At 59.6% G+C, this 19,556-nt stretch carries 15 protein-coding genes; 9 read left to right on the top strand and 6 right to left on the bottom strand.

The genetic code is table 11. From position 1 onward, the window contains the following. Positions 1 to 3: 3 nt before the first annotated feature. The 3 genes from PQU94_RS03695 (at position 4) to PQU94_RS03685 (ending at position 6,093) form a co-directional block, all read left to right on the top strand. The gene (locus tag PQU94_RS03695; RefSeq protein WP_272740152.1) at positions 4 to 1,524 is read left to right on the top strand and encodes a Y-family DNA polymerase; all 1,521 of its coding nucleotides are present in this window, start codon (positions 4 to 6) and stop codon (positions 1,522 to 1,524) included. Beyond that, positions 1,524 to 4,751 carry an error-prone DNA polymerase gene (locus tag PQU94_RS03690; RefSeq protein ID WP_272740151.1) on the top strand — a complete coding sequence of 1,076 codons (3,228 nt, stop codon included), beginning with the start codon at positions 1,524 to 1,526 and terminating at the stop codon, positions 4,749 to 4,751. The genes PQU94_RS03695 and PQU94_RS03690 overlap by 1 nt, the downstream gene beginning before the upstream one ends. Before the next feature lie 409 nt (positions 4,752 to 5,160). After that, entirely contained in the window at positions 5,161 to 6,093 is a 933-nt protein-coding gene (locus PQU94_RS03685; protein WP_272740150.1) for a hypothetical protein, read from the top strand. A 296-nt stretch (positions 6,094 to 6,389) separates the two neighbouring features. Here the strand turns inward: PQU94_RS03685 and PQU94_RS03680 are convergent, their stop codons facing one another. Together PQU94_RS03680 and PQU94_RS03675 are read right to left on the bottom strand one after the other, a co-directional pair. Further along, positions 6,390 to 6,998 (bottom strand): hypothetical protein, encoded by a 609-nt coding sequence (locus PQU94_RS03680; RefSeq protein ID WP_272740149.1) that lies wholly within the window; start codon positions 6,996 to 6,998, stop codon positions 6,390 to 6,392. 254 nt (positions 6,999 to 7,252) lie between these two features. Further along, positions 7,253 to 7,600, bottom strand: coding sequence for a hypothetical protein (locus PQU94_RS03675; RefSeq protein WP_272740148.1), 348 nt, complete (start codon positions 7,598 to 7,600; stop codon positions 7,253 to 7,255). A gap of 442 nt (positions 7,601 to 8,042) precedes the next feature. On the opposite strand from PQU94_RS03675, the gene PQU94_RS18140 reads away from it, so the two are divergent. From PQU94_RS18140 to PQU94_RS03650, 6 genes are all read left to right on the top strand, one after another. Further along, positions 8,043 to 8,264 carry a transcriptional regulator domain-containing protein gene (locus tag PQU94_RS18140; RefSeq protein WP_368407056.1) on the top strand — a complete coding sequence of 74 codons (222 nt, stop codon included), beginning with the start codon at positions 8,043 to 8,045 and terminating at the stop codon, positions 8,262 to 8,264. A gap of 145 nt (positions 8,265 to 8,409) precedes the next feature. Further along, a complete protein-coding gene (locus PQU94_RS03670; RefSeq protein WP_272740147.1) occupies positions 8,410 to 8,832 on the top strand; it encodes a DNA -binding domain-containing protein in 423 nt (140 codons plus the stop codon). A 371-nt stretch (positions 8,833 to 9,203) separates the two neighbouring features. Further along, on the top strand, positions 9,204 to 10,079 hold the full coding sequence (locus PQU94_RS03665; RefSeq protein ID WP_272740146.1) for a sigma-70 family RNA polymerase sigma factor: 876 nt from the start codon (positions 9,204 to 9,206) through the stop codon (positions 10,077 to 10,079). A gap of 79 nt (positions 10,080 to 10,158) precedes the next feature. Beyond that, entirely contained in the window at positions 10,159 to 11,112 is a 954-nt protein-coding gene (locus PQU94_RS03660) for a FecR family protein (RefSeq protein WP_272740145.1), read from the top strand. 114 nt (positions 11,113 to 11,226) lie between these two features. Beyond that, positions 11,227 to 13,782, top strand: coding sequence for a TonB-dependent receptor (locus tag PQU94_RS03655; protein ID WP_272740144.1), 2,556 nt, complete (start codon positions 11,227 to 11,229; stop codon positions 13,780 to 13,782). 1 nt (position 13,783) lies between these two features. Beyond that, positions 13,784 to 15,862 (top strand): Atxe2 family lasso peptide isopeptidase, encoded by a 2,079-nt coding sequence (locus PQU94_RS03650; protein ID WP_272740143.1) that lies wholly within the window; start codon positions 13,784 to 13,786, stop codon positions 15,860 to 15,862. A 77-nt stretch (positions 15,863 to 15,939) separates the two neighbouring features. On the opposite strand, the gene PQU94_RS03645 is transcribed toward PQU94_RS03650, so the two are convergent. The 4 genes from PQU94_RS03645 to PQU94_RS03630 form a co-directional block, all read right to left on the bottom strand. Continuing rightward, entirely contained in the window at positions 15,940 to 17,679 is a 1,740-nt protein-coding gene (locus tag PQU94_RS03645) for an asparagine synthase-related protein (RefSeq protein WP_272740142.1), read from the bottom strand. Position 17,680: 1 nt separating this feature from the next. After that, complete coding sequence (locus tag PQU94_RS03640) at positions 17,681 to 18,028, bottom strand: lasso peptide biosynthesis B2 protein (RefSeq protein ID WP_272740141.1); 348 nt, start codon at positions 18,026 to 18,028, stop codon at positions 17,681 to 17,683. 354 nt (positions 18,029 to 18,382) lie between these two features. Continuing rightward, the gene (locus PQU94_RS03635; protein WP_272740140.1) at positions 18,383 to 18,538 is read right to left on the bottom strand and encodes a benenodin family lasso peptide; all 156 of its coding nucleotides are present in this window, start codon (positions 18,536 to 18,538) and stop codon (positions 18,383 to 18,385) included. 150 nt (positions 18,539 to 18,688) lie between these two features. Continuing rightward, positions 18,689 to 19,318, bottom strand: a complete 630-nt coding sequence (locus PQU94_RS03630) for a GntR family transcriptional regulator (protein ID WP_272740139.1) — start codon at positions 19,316 to 19,318, stop codon at positions 18,689 to 18,691. Between the last annotated feature and the right edge of the window lie 238 nt (positions 19,319 to 19,556).

Raw genomic sequence — 19,556 nt, 5'->3', positions numbered from 1 at the left:
GTCATGGCCCGCTACCTCAGCCTCTATCTGCCATTTTGGGGGACCGATCGTCTGCGCCGGGCTATAGGCCTGGACGTGCTGCCGCTTGAGCGACCTCTGGTGCTACAGGGCAAGGTCGGCAGCCGCCGCCTCGTCACGGCAGTCGATGCGTTAGCTCATCAACGCGGCGTGCGACGGGGCATGGCGGTGGCCAAGGCGCAGGTTCTGATAGACGGTCTTGAGGTGCGTGACGCTGAGGTGGAGCGTGACGCCGAGGCGCTGGAGAAGCTCGCCGTCTGGGCCCTGCGGCTCTACTCGCCCGTGGTGGCCGCTGATCCGCCCGACGGTCTGATCCTCGATATCACCGGCGCGGCCCATCTCTATGGGGGAGAGGCCGCTCTGGTCTCCGATATGCTGCGGCGCCTCGACGCTCTCCACATCACCGCCTACGCCACCGTCGCAGATAGCTGGGGGGCCGCCCATGCCCTGGTGCGCTTTGCCGGTAAGTCTTCGCTGATCATTCCAGCGGGTAAGTCCTCTGAGGCAATCCTGCCCCTGCCGGTCGGGGCGCTTCGCCTACCGGCCGAGACGGTCGAGGAACTGCGCCTTATCGGTATCGACACCATCGGCGAACTGGCGGCCAAGCCGCGCGCCCCGCTGGCGCTGCGCTATGGTCCCGACCTGTGGCGGCGCGTCGATATGGCGTTTGGGCGACTGGCCGAACCCATTGAGCCCGTCCATGTCCCCGAACTGATCTCGGTCGAACGCGCTTTCTTTGAGCCCATCGGGGCGCCTGACACGCTTGAAAAATATACCCGCCGTTTGACTGAATCCCTGTGCCTGAAACTGGAAGAGGCGGGTCTTGGGGCGCGACGGCTCGATTTGCACTTTGTGCGCGTCGATAGTCGCATCGAGACCATATCCGTCGGTACCGCGAAGCCGGTGCGCGACGTAAAGCGTCTGTCGAAACTGCTGGTCGATAAGATCGAAACCGTTGAGCCGGGCTTCGGCATCGACAAGATGACCCTGTCCGCCCCTCTGGTCGAACCGCTGTCCTTCACCCAGGTCGCCACGCGCTTTGCCGCGCCCGGCCGCCCGGACGTCGAAGACCTATGGGACACGCTCAGCAACCGCTACGGCGAGGGTCGACTTTACCGCGCGGTGGAAGTCGCAAGCGACATCCCGGAGCGCTCAGTCAGACGGATCGCGCCTTCGGCATCCGGGACAGGCTCCTCACGCAATGCCCGTTATCGACGCCCGGCGCGCCTTTATCGCCCCGAACCGGTGCAGGCGCTGGCGGCCTTGCCCGATCATCCGCCGCGCGCCTTTACCTGGCGCGGTCAGCGCTACAGCGTCGTCTGTGCCGATGGCCCCGAACGCGTCAAGGGGGAATGGTGGGTCAGCGACACCGAAACCGGCAAGGTGCGCGACTACTATATCCTTGAAACCGCCACGGGTGAGCGCTTCTGGGTCTTCCGGGCCGGGGACGGCGAACACATGGGCACCGGCTCTCTCAATTGGTATCTGCATGGGAAGTTCGACTGATGCAGCCACCTTACGTCGAGCTTCAGTGCGCGTCCTACTTCTCCTTCCTGCAGGGCTGTTCATCCCCCGATGAGCTGTTCGTGCGGGCGCAGGCACTGGGTCTTGAGGCGCTTGCCATTGCTGATCGCAACACACTCGCCGGTATGGTGCGTGCCCATGTCGCCGCCAAAGCCACGGGGGTGCGCCTGATCGTCGGCTGCCACCTTGATCTGACCGATGGCTCGTCGCTGCTCGTCTATCCCACCGACCGGGCGGCCTATGCGCGACTATCGCGGCTTTTGACGGTGGGCAAGGCGCGGGGCGGCAAGGGCCGGTGCGACCTCAGCTGGCAGGATGTCGAGGACTTCAACGCAGGCCTGATCGGCATCTTCATTCCGGACGAGGCCGACGAGGTCTGCGCCCAGCGCCTGCGCCGCTTCAAGACCATCTTTGCCGAGCGCGCCCATGTGGCGCTGACGCTGCGCCGCCGGCAGGGGGATCATCTGCGCCTGCATGAGCTGTCGAACCTGGCGGCTAGGGTGCGCGTCCCCACCGTTGTTACCAATGACGTCCTCTATCATGTCCATGAGCGCGACCAGTTGCACGACGTGGTCACCTGCATCCGGCACAATTGTACCATCGACACCCTGGGGGATCTGCGCCACCGCTACGCCGATCGCTATCTGAAGACGCCGGAGGAGATGTATCGGCTGTTTCCGGGCTACGAGGGGGCTTTAAGGCGCAGTGTCGAGATCGCCGATCAGTGCCGTTTCAGCCTCGACGAGCTTAAATACCAATATCCGGAAGAAAAGCTTTTACCGGGGCTGTCGGCCATCGACGCCCTCAAAAAGCTGACCTGGGAAGGGGCGAAGCGACGCTACCCGGAAGGCGTGCCACAAAAGGTCATCGACCTTCTGCGTCATGAACTGACCCTGATCGAGAAGCTCAACTACGCGCCCTATTTTTTGACGGTCAACGCCATCGTCAACTTCGCCCGCTCGCAGGACATCCTCTGCCAAGGGCGAGGCTCGGCCGCCAACTCTTGCGTCTGTTTTGTGTTGGGCATTACGAGCGTCGATCCGGACCGCAATGATCTTCTCTTCGAGCGTTTCATTTCCGAAGAGCGGGGGGAGCCGCCCGATATCGATGTGGACTTCGAGCACCAGCGGCGTGAGGAGGTGCTGCAATGGGTCTATGAGACCTATGGCCGTTCGCACGCCGCGCTTACCGCCGTGGTCACGCGGTTCCGCACGCGCGGGGCCATCCGGGCCGTGCTCAAGGTGATGGGCTATCCCGAAGACACGATCAAGCTGATCTCCAAACAGGTGACGCACTGGCACCGGGGCGGTATGACTTTGGCCGAGGCCGAAGGGTTGGGCCTCAATCTCAATGACCGGCGCCTGAAACTCGCCATCGACCTGCACCTGCTCTTGATGAACGTGCCCCGGCACTTAAGCCAGCACCCGGGCGGCTTTGTCCTGACCCACGACCGGTTGGATGAGCTGGTGCCGATAGAGCCCGCGCGCATGAAGGCGCGGCAAGTCATTGAATGGGACAAGGACGATATCGATGTGCTGGCCTTCATGAAGGTCGATTGCCTGGGGCTTGGCATGATGTCGTGCATGAAGCGCTCGCTCGATATGCTCGCCGAGGTCAAGGGCATAGAATTGGACCTGGCCACCATCCCGGCCGAAGACCCGCGCACCTATGCCATGATCCGCAAGGCCGAAACGGTCGGCGTCTTCCAGATCGAAAGCCGCGCCCAGCAGGCCATGCTGCCACGTACCAAACCACGGACCTTCTATGACCTTGTGGTGCAGGTCGCCATAGTCCGGCCTGGCCCCATACAGGGCGGCATGGTCCATCCCTACCTGCGACGGCGTGAGGGCACGGAAGAGGTCACCTATCCCTCAAAGGAACTGGAAGCCATTCTCTCGAAAACCCTGGGCGTACCCTTGTTTCAGGAGCAGGCCATGTCGGTTGTCATCAAGGCGGCCGGCTTCTCGCCGGGGCGCGCCGATATGGTCCGCCGCGCCATGGCCACCTTCAAACACACCGGCGGCGTCTCAAAATTCCACGACGAGATCGTGCAGGGGATGCTCACAAACGGCTACACGCAAGACTATGCTGAGCAGATCTTCAGCCAGCTGGAAGGGTTTGGCTCCTATGGGTTTCCGGAGTCGCACGCCTATTCCTTCGCCCTGATCGCCTATGCCTCCTCCTGGATGAAATGCCATCACCCGGACGTCTTTTGTGCCGCGCTCCTGAACTCCCAGCCCATGGGCTTCTATGCCCCGGCGCAGCTGGTGCGCAACGCTCAGGAACATGGCGTGGAGGTCCGCCCGGTCTGCGTCAATGCCTCGCGCTGGGACTGTACGCTGGAGGAGACACACCGACCGGGACGCTATGCCGTGCGGTTAGGCTTTCGGCTCGTCAAAGGGCTCAAGAGCGCGGACATTGCCAGGATGATCCTGCACCGCGGAGATCACCCCTTCACATCCATTCCCGATCTGTGGAAGCGGGCCCGCACGCCGGTGGTGACGCTGCGACAACTGGCCAAGGCCGATGCCTTCTCTCCCGCCCTCGGTCTGAACCGTCGGGACGCGTTGTTTGCCATCCGTGCCCTGCGCGATGATCCTCTACCGCTGTTCGATCATCTGGAGACGGGGGCAGGGGAGACGTCTGCAATGCCGGAACCCCAAGTGATCCTCAAACCCATGACGGCCGGGGCCAGGGTGGTCGAAGACTATAATCACCTGGGTCTGACGCTTGGGACCCATCCCGTCTCGTTCCTGCGTGAAGAGCTTCGCCAGCGCGGCCTGATGACCTGCGCGGACGCCATGGCCTCAAAAGATGGGCGCCTCGTCAGCGTGGCGGGCATGGTGCTCGTCCGCCAGAAGCCCGGCTCGGCCAATGGCGTGATGTTCATGACGCTGGAAGACGAGACCCGCGACGCCAATGTGGTGGTTTGGGAGAAGGTGGCGGCCGCTCATAAGGCCGCCGTCTATGGCTCGTCGTTTGTGGCCATCAACGGCTACATCCAGCGCGAAGGCGAGGTGGTCCATCTTATCGCGCGCTCCGTCTTTGATCTGTCACCGCTTCTGGCTAGTATCGGTGAGCGCGATACGCCGTTGAGCGTGCCCCGTATGCCGGGCGATGAGTTCCGCAATGGCGGGCCCGGACAGGACGCGCGGGTGGCCAGAGCGCAGGGCGGCGGCTGGGTTCAGAAGAGCCGGGATTTTCGGTGAGGGAGGGCGCGGTCGGGGGCTGGTTTTGGCCCAAAGCCGACGCGCGGCAACTTAGGGTCTTAGAAAAAGCGGAAGTCAAACCGCGTCGATGTGTAAGGAGACGCGAATTTTTTAGTCACCCACACGCACCCCGATGATGACCGTTTCTGACGCCGCGCTAAGCGGAGTAAAAATCATCATGGGCCATTACATGCAGGAGTGCCGCGTAGTGTCATCGAAAGCTGTCATTATCAAGCGAGTCAGTGTTCATGAATTTGCGCGTTTCATATCATGGAAGATCGCCGATACGGCTGTTAAAGCGGGCGATACGAAAACAACACCGACGTAAAGAAGAGGTTGCTGCTGGCTGGAAGGCTCCTGGGCGCTTAAAGTCAGAAATAGCTGGAGCACGGAAAACATGGAGGAAAGAATGGCACTTTTCAGATCTCTTCTCTTATTTATTGCGATCGCCCTTTTTCCTGAGCACGCTCTGGCGGCCAATTCCGCTAACTCTGAACATCAGAGGTCGGACCACGAGATACGCGTGAAACGGCTGGTGGCTGTTAACGGCCTTCACCAGGCAAATGTTATGATGGCTCAACGTCTCAGGGAGAGCTTGTTAGAGGATGTCCTCGCTGACGCGGGCGGATCGTTGACGGCAGCACAGAGAGAGCGTTTTGAGGCGATCGTTTCTCCAATATGCCAACGTCTTGTCATGCGTCTGGATGACCGGGCAGTGCATGATATGGCGCCAAGATTGAATTCAGCCGATGTAGAAGAGCTGATCGGTATTAATACCTCTCCATTAGGTGCCCGGTTTGTCTCGGACATGGCGTCTAATCAGGCTTTTGATCTGAAAAAATTCGACAATTATGTTCAGAAAACGGCTCAAAATATTGTTTCGGCGATGAAAGCCGGCACTTCATATTCGTTCGCAAATGGCACTGTCTTTACGTCTAGAGAAGACGCCGAGGCAGCAAAGGTGGTATTTGCATTGAGCGGAAATAAGCGTGTGCTTGAGAAAGCCATGAACGATATTTTCGTCTATCGATTGTTAGAATCCGTAAACAGTCGCTTACCGCTCGAAGCCCTAACAGAGACTGAAAGGGCCCGTTTCAAGCCAATATTAATAGCCGGGAGGGATTCATTAAAATCAAACATTGAAGATCATTTCGTTTCCTACTTGGCAAAACGGTTTAATATTGATGAATTAAAATCATTGGCGCAACTGTACAAAACGCCGACTATCGCAAAATCCGTGGACGCTGTGATGGAAATAGATAAGTCCAACAGGGAATATGTGGCGTCGGAACTTAAGGTTGGCAGGGCTGAGTTTTCTGCCAAGTACCGTGCGGCGAACTGAACCGCCTAAATCTGGCGGACGCCCGTACTCGAAACGATATGGCAGGTGACCGCTCCAATGCGTTAACAGGCGGCCGCACGACCAAACCTCACGACGTCCGGTAATGAAATCTTCGGCCTCTCCAAATGACCGCTCTGGGCGCGCAGGTGCCTAATGGCTCGAAGGCGACATCGGCAGCACCAAAACATCCGCGAAGAGCGGAAGTGGCAATCTTGCTTTGCAGGCGGTTAGGGGGCGAGCTGGACGCGAAAATCGACCTCAAGAGGGCCAGAATTGCACAAATTTACGGTTTCACTTTACGCGAAGAGCAACTCGCGTACAATTTTGGGAACATCGCATAGCTCAAGGACGCTTGAGATATCTTCCCCAGATAGATGAAACTTCAATAAAAACACATACCCCAAAAACAAAATAAAACGATTGGATTTATTTAGCATTTGAATAATTTCATCTACAATTGCCGGAGTAAATAATAATTCTGCATCTAAATCCAATTTATTATAGGCCAAAAACAATTTTGCCCCCTCGAAAATCAAATTCGCGTCGATTTTAGATAATAGAGAAATCAGACTCCCCTTGACGAGATCTGAAACATCATCAAACATGGAAAAAAGAACACAAATGTCGGAGGAATTTAAATAATTTATACAGTCAAAAATAGAACTTAAAACAAATAATCTAGCTTTTTCATGAGGGTGATTTACATTTTTCAATATGGCGGACAAACAGGAGCAACACTTTATTCCCAATTCTGACGTTATATAAAGAGCGCGCCGAGAAATTATTTCGTTTTTCGATAAAATAGACATTTTTAAATCAAGGCAATCTTCCGATTTATAAAAGTGATTTAACACCTCATCAATACGATCCTCCCCATTTGGCATGTCAATTTCTAATAGTTTCATTACACGATATGGAGACCACTCCTTATTCATTTAATTTTGTCCAATATTTTCTGAAACCCTTATTTCTTTGATATCGCAAATCCCATACCTACTGATAACACGACCCCCTTTGATATCAACGATAGCTTGAAGCTAGGAGCATTTATTCGTCTCGGAAACGTCCGGTTATGGGATCTTTCGGCAGCCGCCGAATGTCCGGTAAGGGCACTGAGGCGACCGTCTAGCGGTTATGGGGTCGTGGTGTCCCTCTGAGCCTAATGATCACCGGAGTAGTAGGCCGCGTCCGCGAAGATCATCAAGGCGAGTATCGACGAGAAAAGTAGACCCATTTTGCCCCAGAGCTTGAGGTTCCCCTTCAATAATACGAATATCGCTGCTGCCATTCCGGCGATAGAAATCCATGCCTCTATAAATAGCAATGTTTCCATGGCCAAACTCCAGTGACCATCTCCGCATTCCCGTTCGAGTTCGTTGTGATAGGTACATAGTTGCGTTGGCGCGACCTGCATGAAGATCGTGTGTGCCACGAGGTGCAACGTGAACATTAAAGGGAGCAGCCAAGCGGCAACTGTAGAAAAAGACAGTTTCGGAACTAGAGTCATGCCAGCCTGTGACCGAGTGAAGCCTCATCGGTAGTGTTCCCACTTAAGAATGAATATGGGAAACAATAGTTCCTCATATCATAATTCAGGTCGCCTCCAAACGATACTCCCGATCATCGGAAAGTTGCTGGAAATTTATGCGCATCGACCAAGGCGTAGCATCAGAGCGACAAGCTCAAGTGAAGGTCGAAAACGCGAGCTTTCGTTAGCCGCTGTAGGTCCGATAACGGGATCTGATGACACCCGCCAAATGTCCGGTAATGGGATTTTGCTGCTACTCCGAAATGTCGCCTTTGGGCGCGAATGAGACGTTGAGAATAGTCCACAGGGGCGGAACATCTAGCGCTCCTCATCCCAACCATTCGTGAAGAAACAAGAATTTGCAACTTTAGCGGTAATATGCTATTTCTTATCGCTTGAGGTGGCTCAAGGGGTGGGGCTCATGATGGCATTCGAGTGGTTAGATAGCCGCCACTACGACGCGTTGGCGGCGACGGATAGGGTCGGGTGGGCGTGGGCGTGGCTCAAACGAAACCCAGATTATCAAAAGGGCTTGCAGGGGCAGGACCGCAGACTGGTACGATCGGGACCCGGCGACGTAGGGGTCATTCGGGGACGGGTGGCCTCGGACGCAGGTCGCTGGGGGGTATCCTTTCGTCGTTGAGCCTTACGGCCGAGAGCAGCACGAAAAGGTCTTTTGGCGACCGGATTGGGACAAATCAGTTTTACTTGTCCGCACACTACCTGCGTTCACCACCGAGAACGCCTTTGACCTCCACATTTATGGGAAGCTGGCGACGGTGCTTGTCATGGAGGAAGGGTTTGAGGTTGTGCTGTTATCTGACGGCATACATCACCTACAGCTTTTCGTTCTTGAAGGCACGGTTCTCAAAGGGCCTGTTTATCTCCGCTACGCACTTTCGGGTTTTAAGCACCTCGAAACCCGTATTCTGAGCCTTCGTCGTCTGGTTGGATTGCACCAGCAAGGCCGATTTCTTCCCAAGCTTTATCCTATTGAAACTAAGGCCGAGCGCTGGGTGCTGGCAGCGCGTGCCCATGACGCCTGGCGCGCCGGCGCCAGCCAGAGAGAGATTGCGTGCGCACTCTTTGGCGAGAAGGCTGTCCGCGACGATTGGCACGATGGCTCTGATTATCTGAGGCTCCGGACAAGGCGGCTTCTTCGGTATGCAACGGAGATGATCAACGGTGGTTACGCAGGCCTTCTGCGGTGATCGTTGAGCAGGTGGGGCGGTGCTGCTGACGGCCAGCGCGATCTGCTTCTGTTGAAGTGACGGTGTGACAGTACCCGCCGAGGTCGTAATCGCACTGGCGTTCCTCCCCGTTTTTATGTAAGATTCTTGACGGCGCTGTACGTGCAGCGCTGGGGTCGTAGAAAGCCCCTATCGTTACTTGTGAGTGCCGACAATTTCGGTGCTGCCTTCCTTGACTTATGGTCGGGGAGCCTATGGCGTATGCAATAGGCCCCGGCTAAAGGCCATAGGGACCGAGTAACGACGGTTTTCTAACTCCCCGATCACCAGGATCGAAGGAGGCTTCCTCAGGCGGGGACGTACCGCCCATTGGAACCTCGGGGAGTGTGGCCATGACCCCTCACAACCGAGCATCAGACGTCCATATCGGCGCACGCCTCAGGGCGCGACGTCTCGAGTTGGGTATGTCCATTGAACATCTGGCCGGTGCTTTTGGGATTTCAGCCCTGGAATGGCAGGAGATTGAAACGGGCGAGCGCCGTGTCAGCCACGCGCGGCTTTCGGTGGCTGCGGAGGTTTTGAAGGTCGCTGAACGGTACTTCTATCAGGGGCTTAATCGGGAGAGCCCGGTTCAGGTTTCGTCTTCGTCTTCGTCGCTTTCTTCGAGTTCGTGTTGGGTTCGCGACGTTGACCGCTGGTTTGCAGACTTCGTTGTGGTTCATGAGCGCAGTTATCTGCGGGTGGCGCGGCGAATGATGGGGGACGTCGAGGCGGCGCGTGACCTGTTGCACGATGCCTACGCCAATGTGCTGGACGGGGAGGGCTGGCGGTCAATTGAGAATCCTCGCGCCTACGTCATGCGCACCATCTTCAATCTGGGGGTTCAGCGCATCCGTCGTGCCCGGGTAGTGGCCTTTCAGGCCCTGCCGGATTTTGAGACACTGGAGTTTTCTTCGTCTGAGCCGGATGGCTTTCAGGCAGTGGCCATGCGCGAGCAGCTTAAGGTCGGCTTGGCCGCCCTCAATGGGCTGCCCGATATGACGCGACGCGTCCTGATGATGCGCCGCCTGCAGGGCTTGTCCGTCAAAGAGATTGCCCGGCTTTTGGGCATGACGGTCAAGGGCGTCGATTACCACATCGCGCGCGGCGCCTATCAGTTCGCCAAGGCCGTCGAAGTGGCCGGGCTGGAAGGCCTTGGTCCGCTCGCGCGCGGCGGCGTCGTGGGCACACCGCGCGCCCTTCGTCGGTCTTCGCGCGACAGCGATTAGACTGTAACCCTGAATTGAATTATGCTCTGATCGACAGGCCGCCCGGCGCGGTTTCGGGCCCTCGAAGGGTGGCAAACGCATGACATCCGAATCTTCGACATCCGTCGATGACATTATGGAGACCGCCTCACAGTGGTTTGCCCGCATGGATAGCGGCGAGGGCGATCAGGCCGCCTTCGAGGCCTGGCGTACCGCCGACCCGCGCCACGCCGCCGCCTTCGCCCGAATCTACGCCTCCATGCGCCAGATGGAACGCCTGCGCGGTCTGGCCGATCCGGAGCCAGTTAGGGTTCAGGTATCGGCTCCGCTGACGACGCGGCGGCGCCTGTTGCAGATAGGCGGCGCAGCCGCCGTTGTGACGGTCGCCTCATTGGCGGGCATGGCCCTGTTTATCCTGACCAGCGGGCGCGTTGAAGCCGCCACCCGCGTCGGTGAACGCAAGACCGTCGTTTTTCCCAATGGCGGTGAGATCGAACTGAACACCGACAGTCGGGCGGCCTGGAAGATCAATGGCGACGAGCGGACCTTGTGGCTGAAGCGCGGGGAAGTCGCCGTCAAGGTCCCCGTGTCCGGCCGCGGCCTTGAGCTGAAGGCGGGACCGCACGCCGCGTCTCTGGGTCCCGGAGAATACATCGCCCGGCTGCGCGACAATTCACTCGACATCATCAGTCTCGCCGGAACCGCCACCGTATCTCAGGACGGAGCGCCGCCCTTGCGCGTGAACGCCCACCAGGCGGCCATTCTCATTAAGGGTCAAGAGCGCGTCCGGCCCGTCTCGACCAACGATCTCGATTTTCTCACCGGGTGGCGCACCGACGAACTGGTCCTCAACGGTCAGGTCCTCAGTGAAGTCGTCGAAGAATACAACCGCTATCTTGACCGAAAGATCATCATCGCCAATCCGGAACTCGGCGCCATACAGCTGGGCGGTCGTTTCACCAACCGCGATCCGGCGCGGCTTCTGGCCGGGCTCGAAGTCTCCTTCGGCATCCATGTGACGCAGCAGGACAACACCATCATTCTTTCGCGATAGTCAGCGTTTTCCGTGTAGGGATCAAATCCAGCGTAAGCGTGTAGGGGAAGCCCCCGTATTTTTATCAAGCGGTCCAGTGTCACACGAGTGACATATCAATCAGGGGATACCGCTATGTCCGTTTCACGCACCACACTCCGTAACCACGTCTCCGTCTGTACCCTGTCACTGGCCCTCTTCCTCGGCACCGCCGGGGCCATCGCGGCCGAGGATAGAAAAGTCTATGTCATCGAGGCCCAGTCCACCGCGGCGGCGCTCAACGCCTTTGCGCGGCAGTCGGGCCTCCAGCTCATGTTTGACTACGCCGAAGCCGCCCGGACCACCGCCCCGGTACTCAAAGGCAGTTACACCCGCAAGGAGGCGCTGGCGATCCTTCTGGCCAATACGCGCTTTGAGGTGGGCTCGGAAGACGCAGGCGTCATCTATCTAAAGGTGTCGGAGAGACAAGGTAGTGCAGGTGCCGCCGCTGTCGAAGCCGAACCCACCGAAGTGATCGTCACCGGCAGCTATATTCGCAACAGCCAGCCGACCGCCCCAATGCGCAGCGTTGGGCGTTCAGACCTCGACGCCGCCGGATACGGCCAGTTGGGCGACGTCGTGCGCGGATTGCCCGAAAACTTCGCCGGTGGCCAGAACCCGACCGTGGTCGGCTCAGGCCCCACCAATATCGGCAACCAGAACATCACCAACGCTTCCACCTTCAATCTGCGCGGACTGGGTACGGACGCGACCCTCGTTCTGCTCAATGGCCACCGCCTGGCGTCGGACTCGTTTTTCCAGGGCGTTGATATCTCGGGCATTCCGCTCGCCGCCGTCCAACGCATCGAAATCGTGACCGATGGCGCCTCAGCCCTCTATGGGTCGGATGCCGTCGCTGGTGTCGCCAACATCATTCTCCGAAAAAATTACGACGGCGCCGAAGTCAGTGCCCGTCTTGGAGGCACCACCCAGGGCGGCGGATTTGAACAGACCTACTCGGCGCTGATCGGACGCAGCAGTGCCGAAGGCCACGCGCTTCTCAATGTCGAATATAGCGATCAGGAGGGGATTACCGCCGGTCAGCGTGACTTTACCCAAGCCGCAGCGCCCGCCAGCAATCTGTTGAGGCCCCAGACGCGGCGATCGGCCTTTGTCAGCCTCGGGCGCGACCTCACGCCCACCTTGTCTCTGTCCTTCGATGGCCTGGTCTCGGACCGCACAGTCTCGAGCGTCGATCAGTATCTCAAGGACTATGACGCCTACTACATCACCAGCTACAACCCGAACTACAACCTTGCCTGGACGCTCGATATGGACATCGGGGACTGGGGCCTGAAAGCCACGGCGGGTCTCGCCGGCAGCCGCAACAGCGTCTGGACGCGCGCGCCGGGCTATGTCGGGCAGTCCAATTTCCGCAATGGAATCGAGTATCTCGAGGTCGTCGCCGATGGGCCGATCGTCTCCGGGCCCACGGGCACGATCAAGGGTGCGATCGGAGGCGGGCGGCGCACCGAGAGCTTCGCCAATGGGCTGGCCTCCCGCCGCAACTTCTATCAGGGCGAACGCCACGTCGATTACCTCTTCGCGGAGGTCCTCGCTCCGCTAATCTCCGCGTCCGAGAACCGCATCGGCTTGCAGGCGCTCGATCTCAGCCTGTCTGCCCGCACCGAGCGCTATAGCGACTTTGGCAGCACCACCAATCCCCGTGTCGGTCTGCGATACGTACCGGTCTCCGGTCTCACGGTGCGCACGAGCTGGGGCAAGTCTTTCAAGGCGCCGTCCTTCCTCCAGATGTACCAGACGCCGCTCCTCTATCTTTATCGGGCATCTGCTTTCGGATACACCGGTGGCGGTACCGCTCTGATGACCTGGGGCGGCAACCGCGACCTGCGTCCTGAGCGGGCAACCTCACGCACCTTCGGCGCGGAATACCGTCCGGAAGGGATCCGATCCATGGTCCTGTCGGCGACCTGGTTTGATATCGACTACCGAGACCGGGTCATTCAACCGATCAGTCCGACCTCCGCAGGTCTGAGCAATCCGATTTTCGCGGCCTTCGTCGAATGGAACCCGTCGCCCGCCCGACAGTCCGATCTGATCGCCGGCGCCTCCACCTTCACCAATTTCTCCGGCGCCGCTTACAATCCGGCTACGGTCGTCGCCGTCCAGCAAAACCGGTACGCCAACGCGACCGCGCAGACCGTCGAAGGGGTCGATCTGGGCTATCGACAAAGCTTTGCCCTGGCCCGCGGGGGTCTGTCCGCGGCGCTGAATGCCACCTGGATGGACGTCCGGCAGCAAACTCTCACCACCACTCCGGAATTCCAGTTGTCCGGTACCATCTTCAACGTGCCGGCCTTCAAAGCGCGGGCGGGGCTGACCTGGACCCGTGGAGCGTTCAGCGCCGCCGGCTTCGTCAATCATATCGCCGAAGAGGACGATACCGGTGTGTCGCCCAACAGGCGTATCGGGGCGTGGACCACGGCCGATGCGACCCTTTCATGGCGCTTCGGGGACACGGTTCCGGCCTTTCGTGGCGTGAAACTCGCGCTCGCGGTCACCAATCTCTTCGATCAGGACCCGCCCATCGCTTACAGTCCGTCGCTGGATTTCGAAGGGATCAGCTTCGACAGCACCAACACCACAGTCATCGGGCGCACCGTCGCGCTCACCCTGACAAAGAGCTGGTAACATGCGTCCACCCTTCGTGGTGGGCCTGGCGGTCACGGGATATCTCGTGGCCGCCGGGGCGCAGGCCCACGTTAAAACGCCAGCCGCTGCCCCGGTCACCGCAGCGCGTGAGGCGATATCAACCGATGACCTCCTGAGCCTCGAGGAGATGGGGCCGCTGGGGGGCAATGATCTGCGAAGCCCCTTTCTCGCCCTGTCGCCCGATGGCCGTTATGTGGCGGTTCACCTTCGCCGCGCCGATCCGCTGCAAAACCGCTATGAATTGACCTTGCGCGTCATTGATCTGGTGACGGGGGACGCAAGGGTGGTCGATAGGGGCGGTGAGCTTATCCGGCAGCGCGGTTCCGGGGTGCACACCTCAGAGGTCCCGACCGGTTATCCCGAGGTCATCACCCCAAAATGGTCGCCGGACGGGCGATGGATCGCCTATGTGCGTCAGGACGAGGGACGTATCGGTGTCCGTCTCGTCCGCGTCGATGGCAGCGACGCGCGCACCGTTGGGTCAGGGGAGGGAACGCTTGAGGCGCTCGACTGGTCGGCTGACGGAAAGCACCTGTGGCTCGATGTTCGATCCGGGACGCCCGAGACGGAGGCAAGACGCCTGGCCGAAAGCCGTCACGGCTATCTCTACGACGCGCGGTTCCTCCCTATGGTGCGGCCTTCGCCCTTCGATCCCCCGCAGCCCCTCAGCCGCCGACGTTTATCGGTGTTTCCCGACGGGGAGTCCGGGGCTGCGACCGCTGAAAATCCGGGGCGGTCATTATCGTCGGCGGATCCGGATGCGCCGCCGGCGGGGGCCATTTTGTCGGCGCGGCATGGTCACGCGTGGGCATGGACCACGCGTCTTAGCCGTCGCCCTGGCGACAGTCCCGTCCTGAACGTACGTCGCTCAGGCGTCAAAACGGTTTGCGATGCGCCCTGTCGCGGTATCGTGGCCCTGTGGTGGAGCCCTTCCGGCAAGGACCTCGTTTTCTGGCGCCGTCAAGGCTGGCGCAAGGCCGCTCTCGGTCTGTACCGCTGGTCCATAGGCGAGGGGACCCCACGGTCGCTGCTCAAGACCTCCCATCTGATCATAGGGTGTCAGCCCGTCGCTGACGATCTCATCTGCGCAGAAGAAGGGCCAACGCAGCCGCGCCGTATAGTCCGCATCGACACGCGAAACGGCGATTTGCGGCCGGTCTATGACCCGAACCCGCACATTCAAAGCTGGGGGTTCGGCAACGTTCAGCGCCTCACCTGGCGGACCCCTTACGGCACCGAGGCCTACGGCGATCTCGTCCTGCCCCCGAATTATCAGGCGGGCCAAAAGCGGCCGCTCATCATCGTGGGATACGAGTCGCGGGGCTTTCTCAAAGGCGGCACCGGCGACGAGTACCCCATCTTTCCTCTGGCAGCGCAGGGGTTTGCGGTTTTAAGCGTCCAGAGGCCAACGGACATCGGCACCCTGACCGCTGAAACGCCAGCCGAGGTCAACCAGCTGAACCGCGTGGACTGGGTGGACTTCCGTCATGTCCTCAGCAGTCTCGAAGCCGGTATCGACGCCGTCGACCGCCTGGGTGTCATCGACACGGCTCGTATCGGCCTGACCGGGTTCAGTAATGGCGCGTCCACCGCCCAGTTCGCCTTGCTGAACTCTCAACGCTTCAAGGTCGCCAGCCTGAGCGGCTGTTGCGAGGAGGCGACCTCCGTCGGGGCGCTCGTGGGGCCGGAGACGGCGCAATGGCTGAACGAGATGGGATATCCGAGCCTCGCAGAACCGAATGACGTGTTCTGGCGCCCCATGTCCTGGCGACGTAACACGGACCGTCTCAACCTGCCGATCCTCCTTCAGGTCTCCGATGACGAGTATCTAGGCGCGCTGGAGGCGTTTTCGGCCCTTAAGTCAGCCCGCAAACCCGTTGAAATGTATGTCTTTCCCGATGAACACCACGCCAAATGGCAACCCGCTCACCGTAAGGCCATCTATGACCGCAACATCGACTGGTTTCGTTTCTGGCTGAAGGACGAGGTCGATCCCGCACCGGAAAAGGCTGCGCAGTACCAGCGTTGGAAGGCTATGCGCGCAGCGCCAACGCCCTGACGATTCAGGCGCGTCTCCGGTTAAAAAAAACGCGCCAGTACCTTGCGTCCCGGTCATCGCCAGACCGGGACGCCTTTTCAATCCGCCTCCCAGTGCCGTACCCACGCTTCCGCCTCGGCGAGTTGAGAAATCCGCAGGTGAAGCGGCGATGGGATCGGCGCTTTCGAGGTCAAAACCGCTTCGATCCGCGTGACGTCCAAAAGCCCGGCATGGGCCAGCCGACCGTCACAGAGGTGCGCGCAAAGAAGCGGCCGATCCCGCTCAATGACGTCCATGCAAAAGACGTTCGCTCCGCCCTTTGAGACCCGCCACAGTACGCGCTGCGGCAGACGCCCGGCAAACCCGCGTCGGACCAGTGACCGGTTGATGCCACCCTGACACCAGCGCCAGCTTGGGATCCCAAGACATAGCTCGAGCAGAGGCTGGCTGAGCAGCGGCGCGATAATCGTGGGCCGGTGCCGGGCCGGGCCGGCGTCGAGCGTCCCCTGTATACGCAACAGCATGGAGATATGTGTCGCTTCGCCCGGCAGTGCCCCCGGTGGGGCTTCGAGCCACGGATGAGATAGGGGGAGAGTGGCTAACGACGCCTCGGTGGCCGGACTGAGCAGTGACGCGTCGCCCGTCCAGACATAGCGGGGATCGTGGCGTTGCCACCGCGCCGCCGCCAACCGCATGACCGTCCACACACTCGTCCGCGTCATATCGGAGATGTCCAGCACCGTTTGCCACGCGCCACGAGGCCCCTCAATCAGATAACGGTCAACGACGGGCGTGGCCGACTGCATATAGGCAAACACGTTGTCGCCACCTTCACCGACAAACAGGGCATCGGCGCCTTCAGCGTCGAGGTATGCCTGACGCGTTTTCGACTGGCTCTGACCAAAAGCGTGCCCCAGTGGACGCGGCAGGTGCCCCGATGTGGCTACGGTACTGTTTACATCGGACAAATGGTGCGTGGCGCGGAAGAGAGGGACCTCGTAGGCAGCGGCGACCTCGCCGGCATAGTCGCGCTCGTCGCTCCCGGCGTCGGCGTAGGCCATGTTCAGCGCCGACCACTCCTGGCCAGTCCGTGCCAGCGATGCCGCGAGGACCGAGGAGTCGAGCCCGCCGGAGAGACTGAGCACCGGACGGGCGACCGCGCTGCGCCAGGCCTTGACGACCCTGTCGACCTCCGCAGCCACGGCGTCCGCCAGCGCCTCTGGCGTCGCATTTGTATGCCGGCGCGTGAAATCCCAGGGCGACCACGCCATTTCCGCCTTTGATTGTGTCTCATCGCAGCGAATACGTTCACCCGGCAAAACCTCCGCAACGTCTTGCAGCGCCGTCTGACGGGATTTCAGTTCATGGGCATACAAGAAACGTCGCAAGCCCGCCCAGTCCGGGCGGGGCCGAGGGGTCAGGTTACGGAAAGCGCCCGCATCCGATGCGAAGAAGACACAATCGCTCCTTCGAATGAGATAGCAGGGGATCATGCCGCTGGGGTCCCGCAGGCAAGTCAGCGCCTCACGAGTCGGCTCCTGCCAGATCGCTACGTAGGCGCCCCAGTAACGGGTAAGGAGGTGTTGCCCATTGGAGCTGATTATCCGCTCGACCTCATCAGGGTCGAAACGCAAGACCCGAGCGTCCGCCGCTTGGCGATCAAAGAGATAGCCGAAAACACAGCCGTAGGTCCCGATGAAAACCGGGGCGGGCAGTTTGCCTTCCTGAAAGAGGGTCAGATTCCGGTGTGCAAAAATGACGGGAGCACCACCGTTTCCGGTTGGCGTTCCAGTCGCGTCGCTCTGCCATCTAAATATCCCGGAAAACGCCCACGGCATCCTAGACGACCAGTATCGGCGTAAAGCGCCGCGTCTCATCAACCGTGTCGTTGAGTACGTGCCCTTCCGCCTGAACCCACGCATGCGCCGCAAAGGGCTTGGTCTTCACGCCTATAACCAGTTCGGCCGTCAGACCGTTCCGCAGCAGGAGGTGCATCAGTGCCAGCGAACGCCGCAGGCACTGGGTCTCGCTGGCGATCCAGCGTTCGGAGTGTCTCGCAGCACTGGCCAGGGCGAGGCAACGGCCGAGGCTTTGCGCGGGGTCAGGTCCCAGCCGGGCTTTCTCCCCGCTTAAACGCGTCAGAACCGCCTTAAGGCCGATGTGACGTAACCGAAACCCCCAGACCATCTGTTGGGTCAGGGCGGAAAGCGTGTCACCGCGTTTAGGTTCGGGAAGCCTCAGATCAAACAGACTATACCTTACGTCTAAATCAGGCGCACGAAGGGACTGGCGTATCTCTCGTCCTGAGAGACCCAGCCTCACCAAGGTGTGGTGTTCGTCGTCTGAGAGGGGCGCCTGGGCCATGTAACGAGCAAACGGCGCTTCCAGATCGCGGGGAAGCCCGAAGTACCGATCCTGATCGATATCAAGAAAGACGTACCGATCGTTGGACTGGCAAACGAAAAGAGGGGAGGTTCCCGGCATGTGAAACACGGTGCGTCGAAACGTGCGCGCGAAGTGAGCCTTCGCGCGCACCGGGTTTCAGTCCTGGGTGATGCCGGCGTTCAGGAAACGCTGGTTGATGCCGTCGGGCTGATCGCCACCGACACCCTGGGTTTCGGTACTGGCCGTGCCCAGTTCGATGATGTCTTCGACCAGCGGCGCGAAATCGCCGGTCTTGTCTTCGGTCGTTTTCATAGTCACCTCCATTGAGAATGCTTGCCATGGGATTATGGCCACTCAACGGTAGGGGGTGTGAGGAGGTATATGAATAATATATTTGGAATATAATCGAGATATAGCGTGGGCTTGGCTAGGGAAGCTGTGGCGTGAGATTGCGTGGCACTGTCAGGTGAGGTCCGCAGGCCGCTCAAGCCGGCGCACAAACTGCGGCACCAGCGCCAGCCGCTTCTCAAAATACCTCGCCAGCGCCGCTTCGAACGCCGCAAGGTCACCCGCCCGCCAGGTCTCGCTCAGATGGTCAAACTCCTGCAGACGGTCGGCAATCAGGTCCTCCGTCAGTGTGCGCACCACGTGCAAACCATCATTGGCCTGCCGCACCGCCCGTTCGGCGCCTATATTGCGCGACGCAATCGCCACGGCGACGAACAGTCGCGCCGTCGCCTCTGCCTTCGGGAGCGCGCGCAGCGCGGCAAAGTCGATCTGGCGCAAGACCTCCGGATCCACCGGCATCCCTTTGTGAGCACAATAGGCAAGCACCGTGTGCTGAAACTCAAACTGCCCCGCCAAACTGGTCTCGGTCACATATGGAATGAAGAAACCTTCGCCCCGGAAGGCCTCGATAAGCCCTTCACCGCACAGCCGCTGCAGCGCCTCGCGTACCGGGATGTGGCTGGTTCCTACGATCGGTCGCAGGCTGGCACTGTCCACACGGTCGCCCGGGCGAAACTGTCCCGACAGAAGTTCGCGCTTGATCAGGAGATAAACCTGCTCGGACTCCCGTCTTACAGCGATCATCCTACCCTCCCGGTGTCCCACGCGGTATGATCCGTTGTCTCAACATGTGACGGGCTTGAAGGCGGGGCTCAACGCAGGAAGTGTGTGGTAGGCATTGATTAAAATCAAGGGTTGCGTTTCAATAATTCGGCGGTATCTGGGTGATGTTGTTGCTTATCCGAAGAAATTTGTCCATGTGATCGAATATATTCTGATTATAATCCCGTCCGTATAAGGACTTATCACAACCGATGCGAAA

This window comes from Asticcacaulis currens, from assembly GCF_028550395.1.
GTDB lineage: Bacteria > Pseudomonadota > Alphaproteobacteria > Caulobacterales > Caulobacteraceae > Asticcacaulis > Asticcacaulis currens.
The sequence above is the reverse complement of the archived record's forward strand: the minus strand, read 5'-3'. Positions and strand labels throughout refer to the sequence as shown.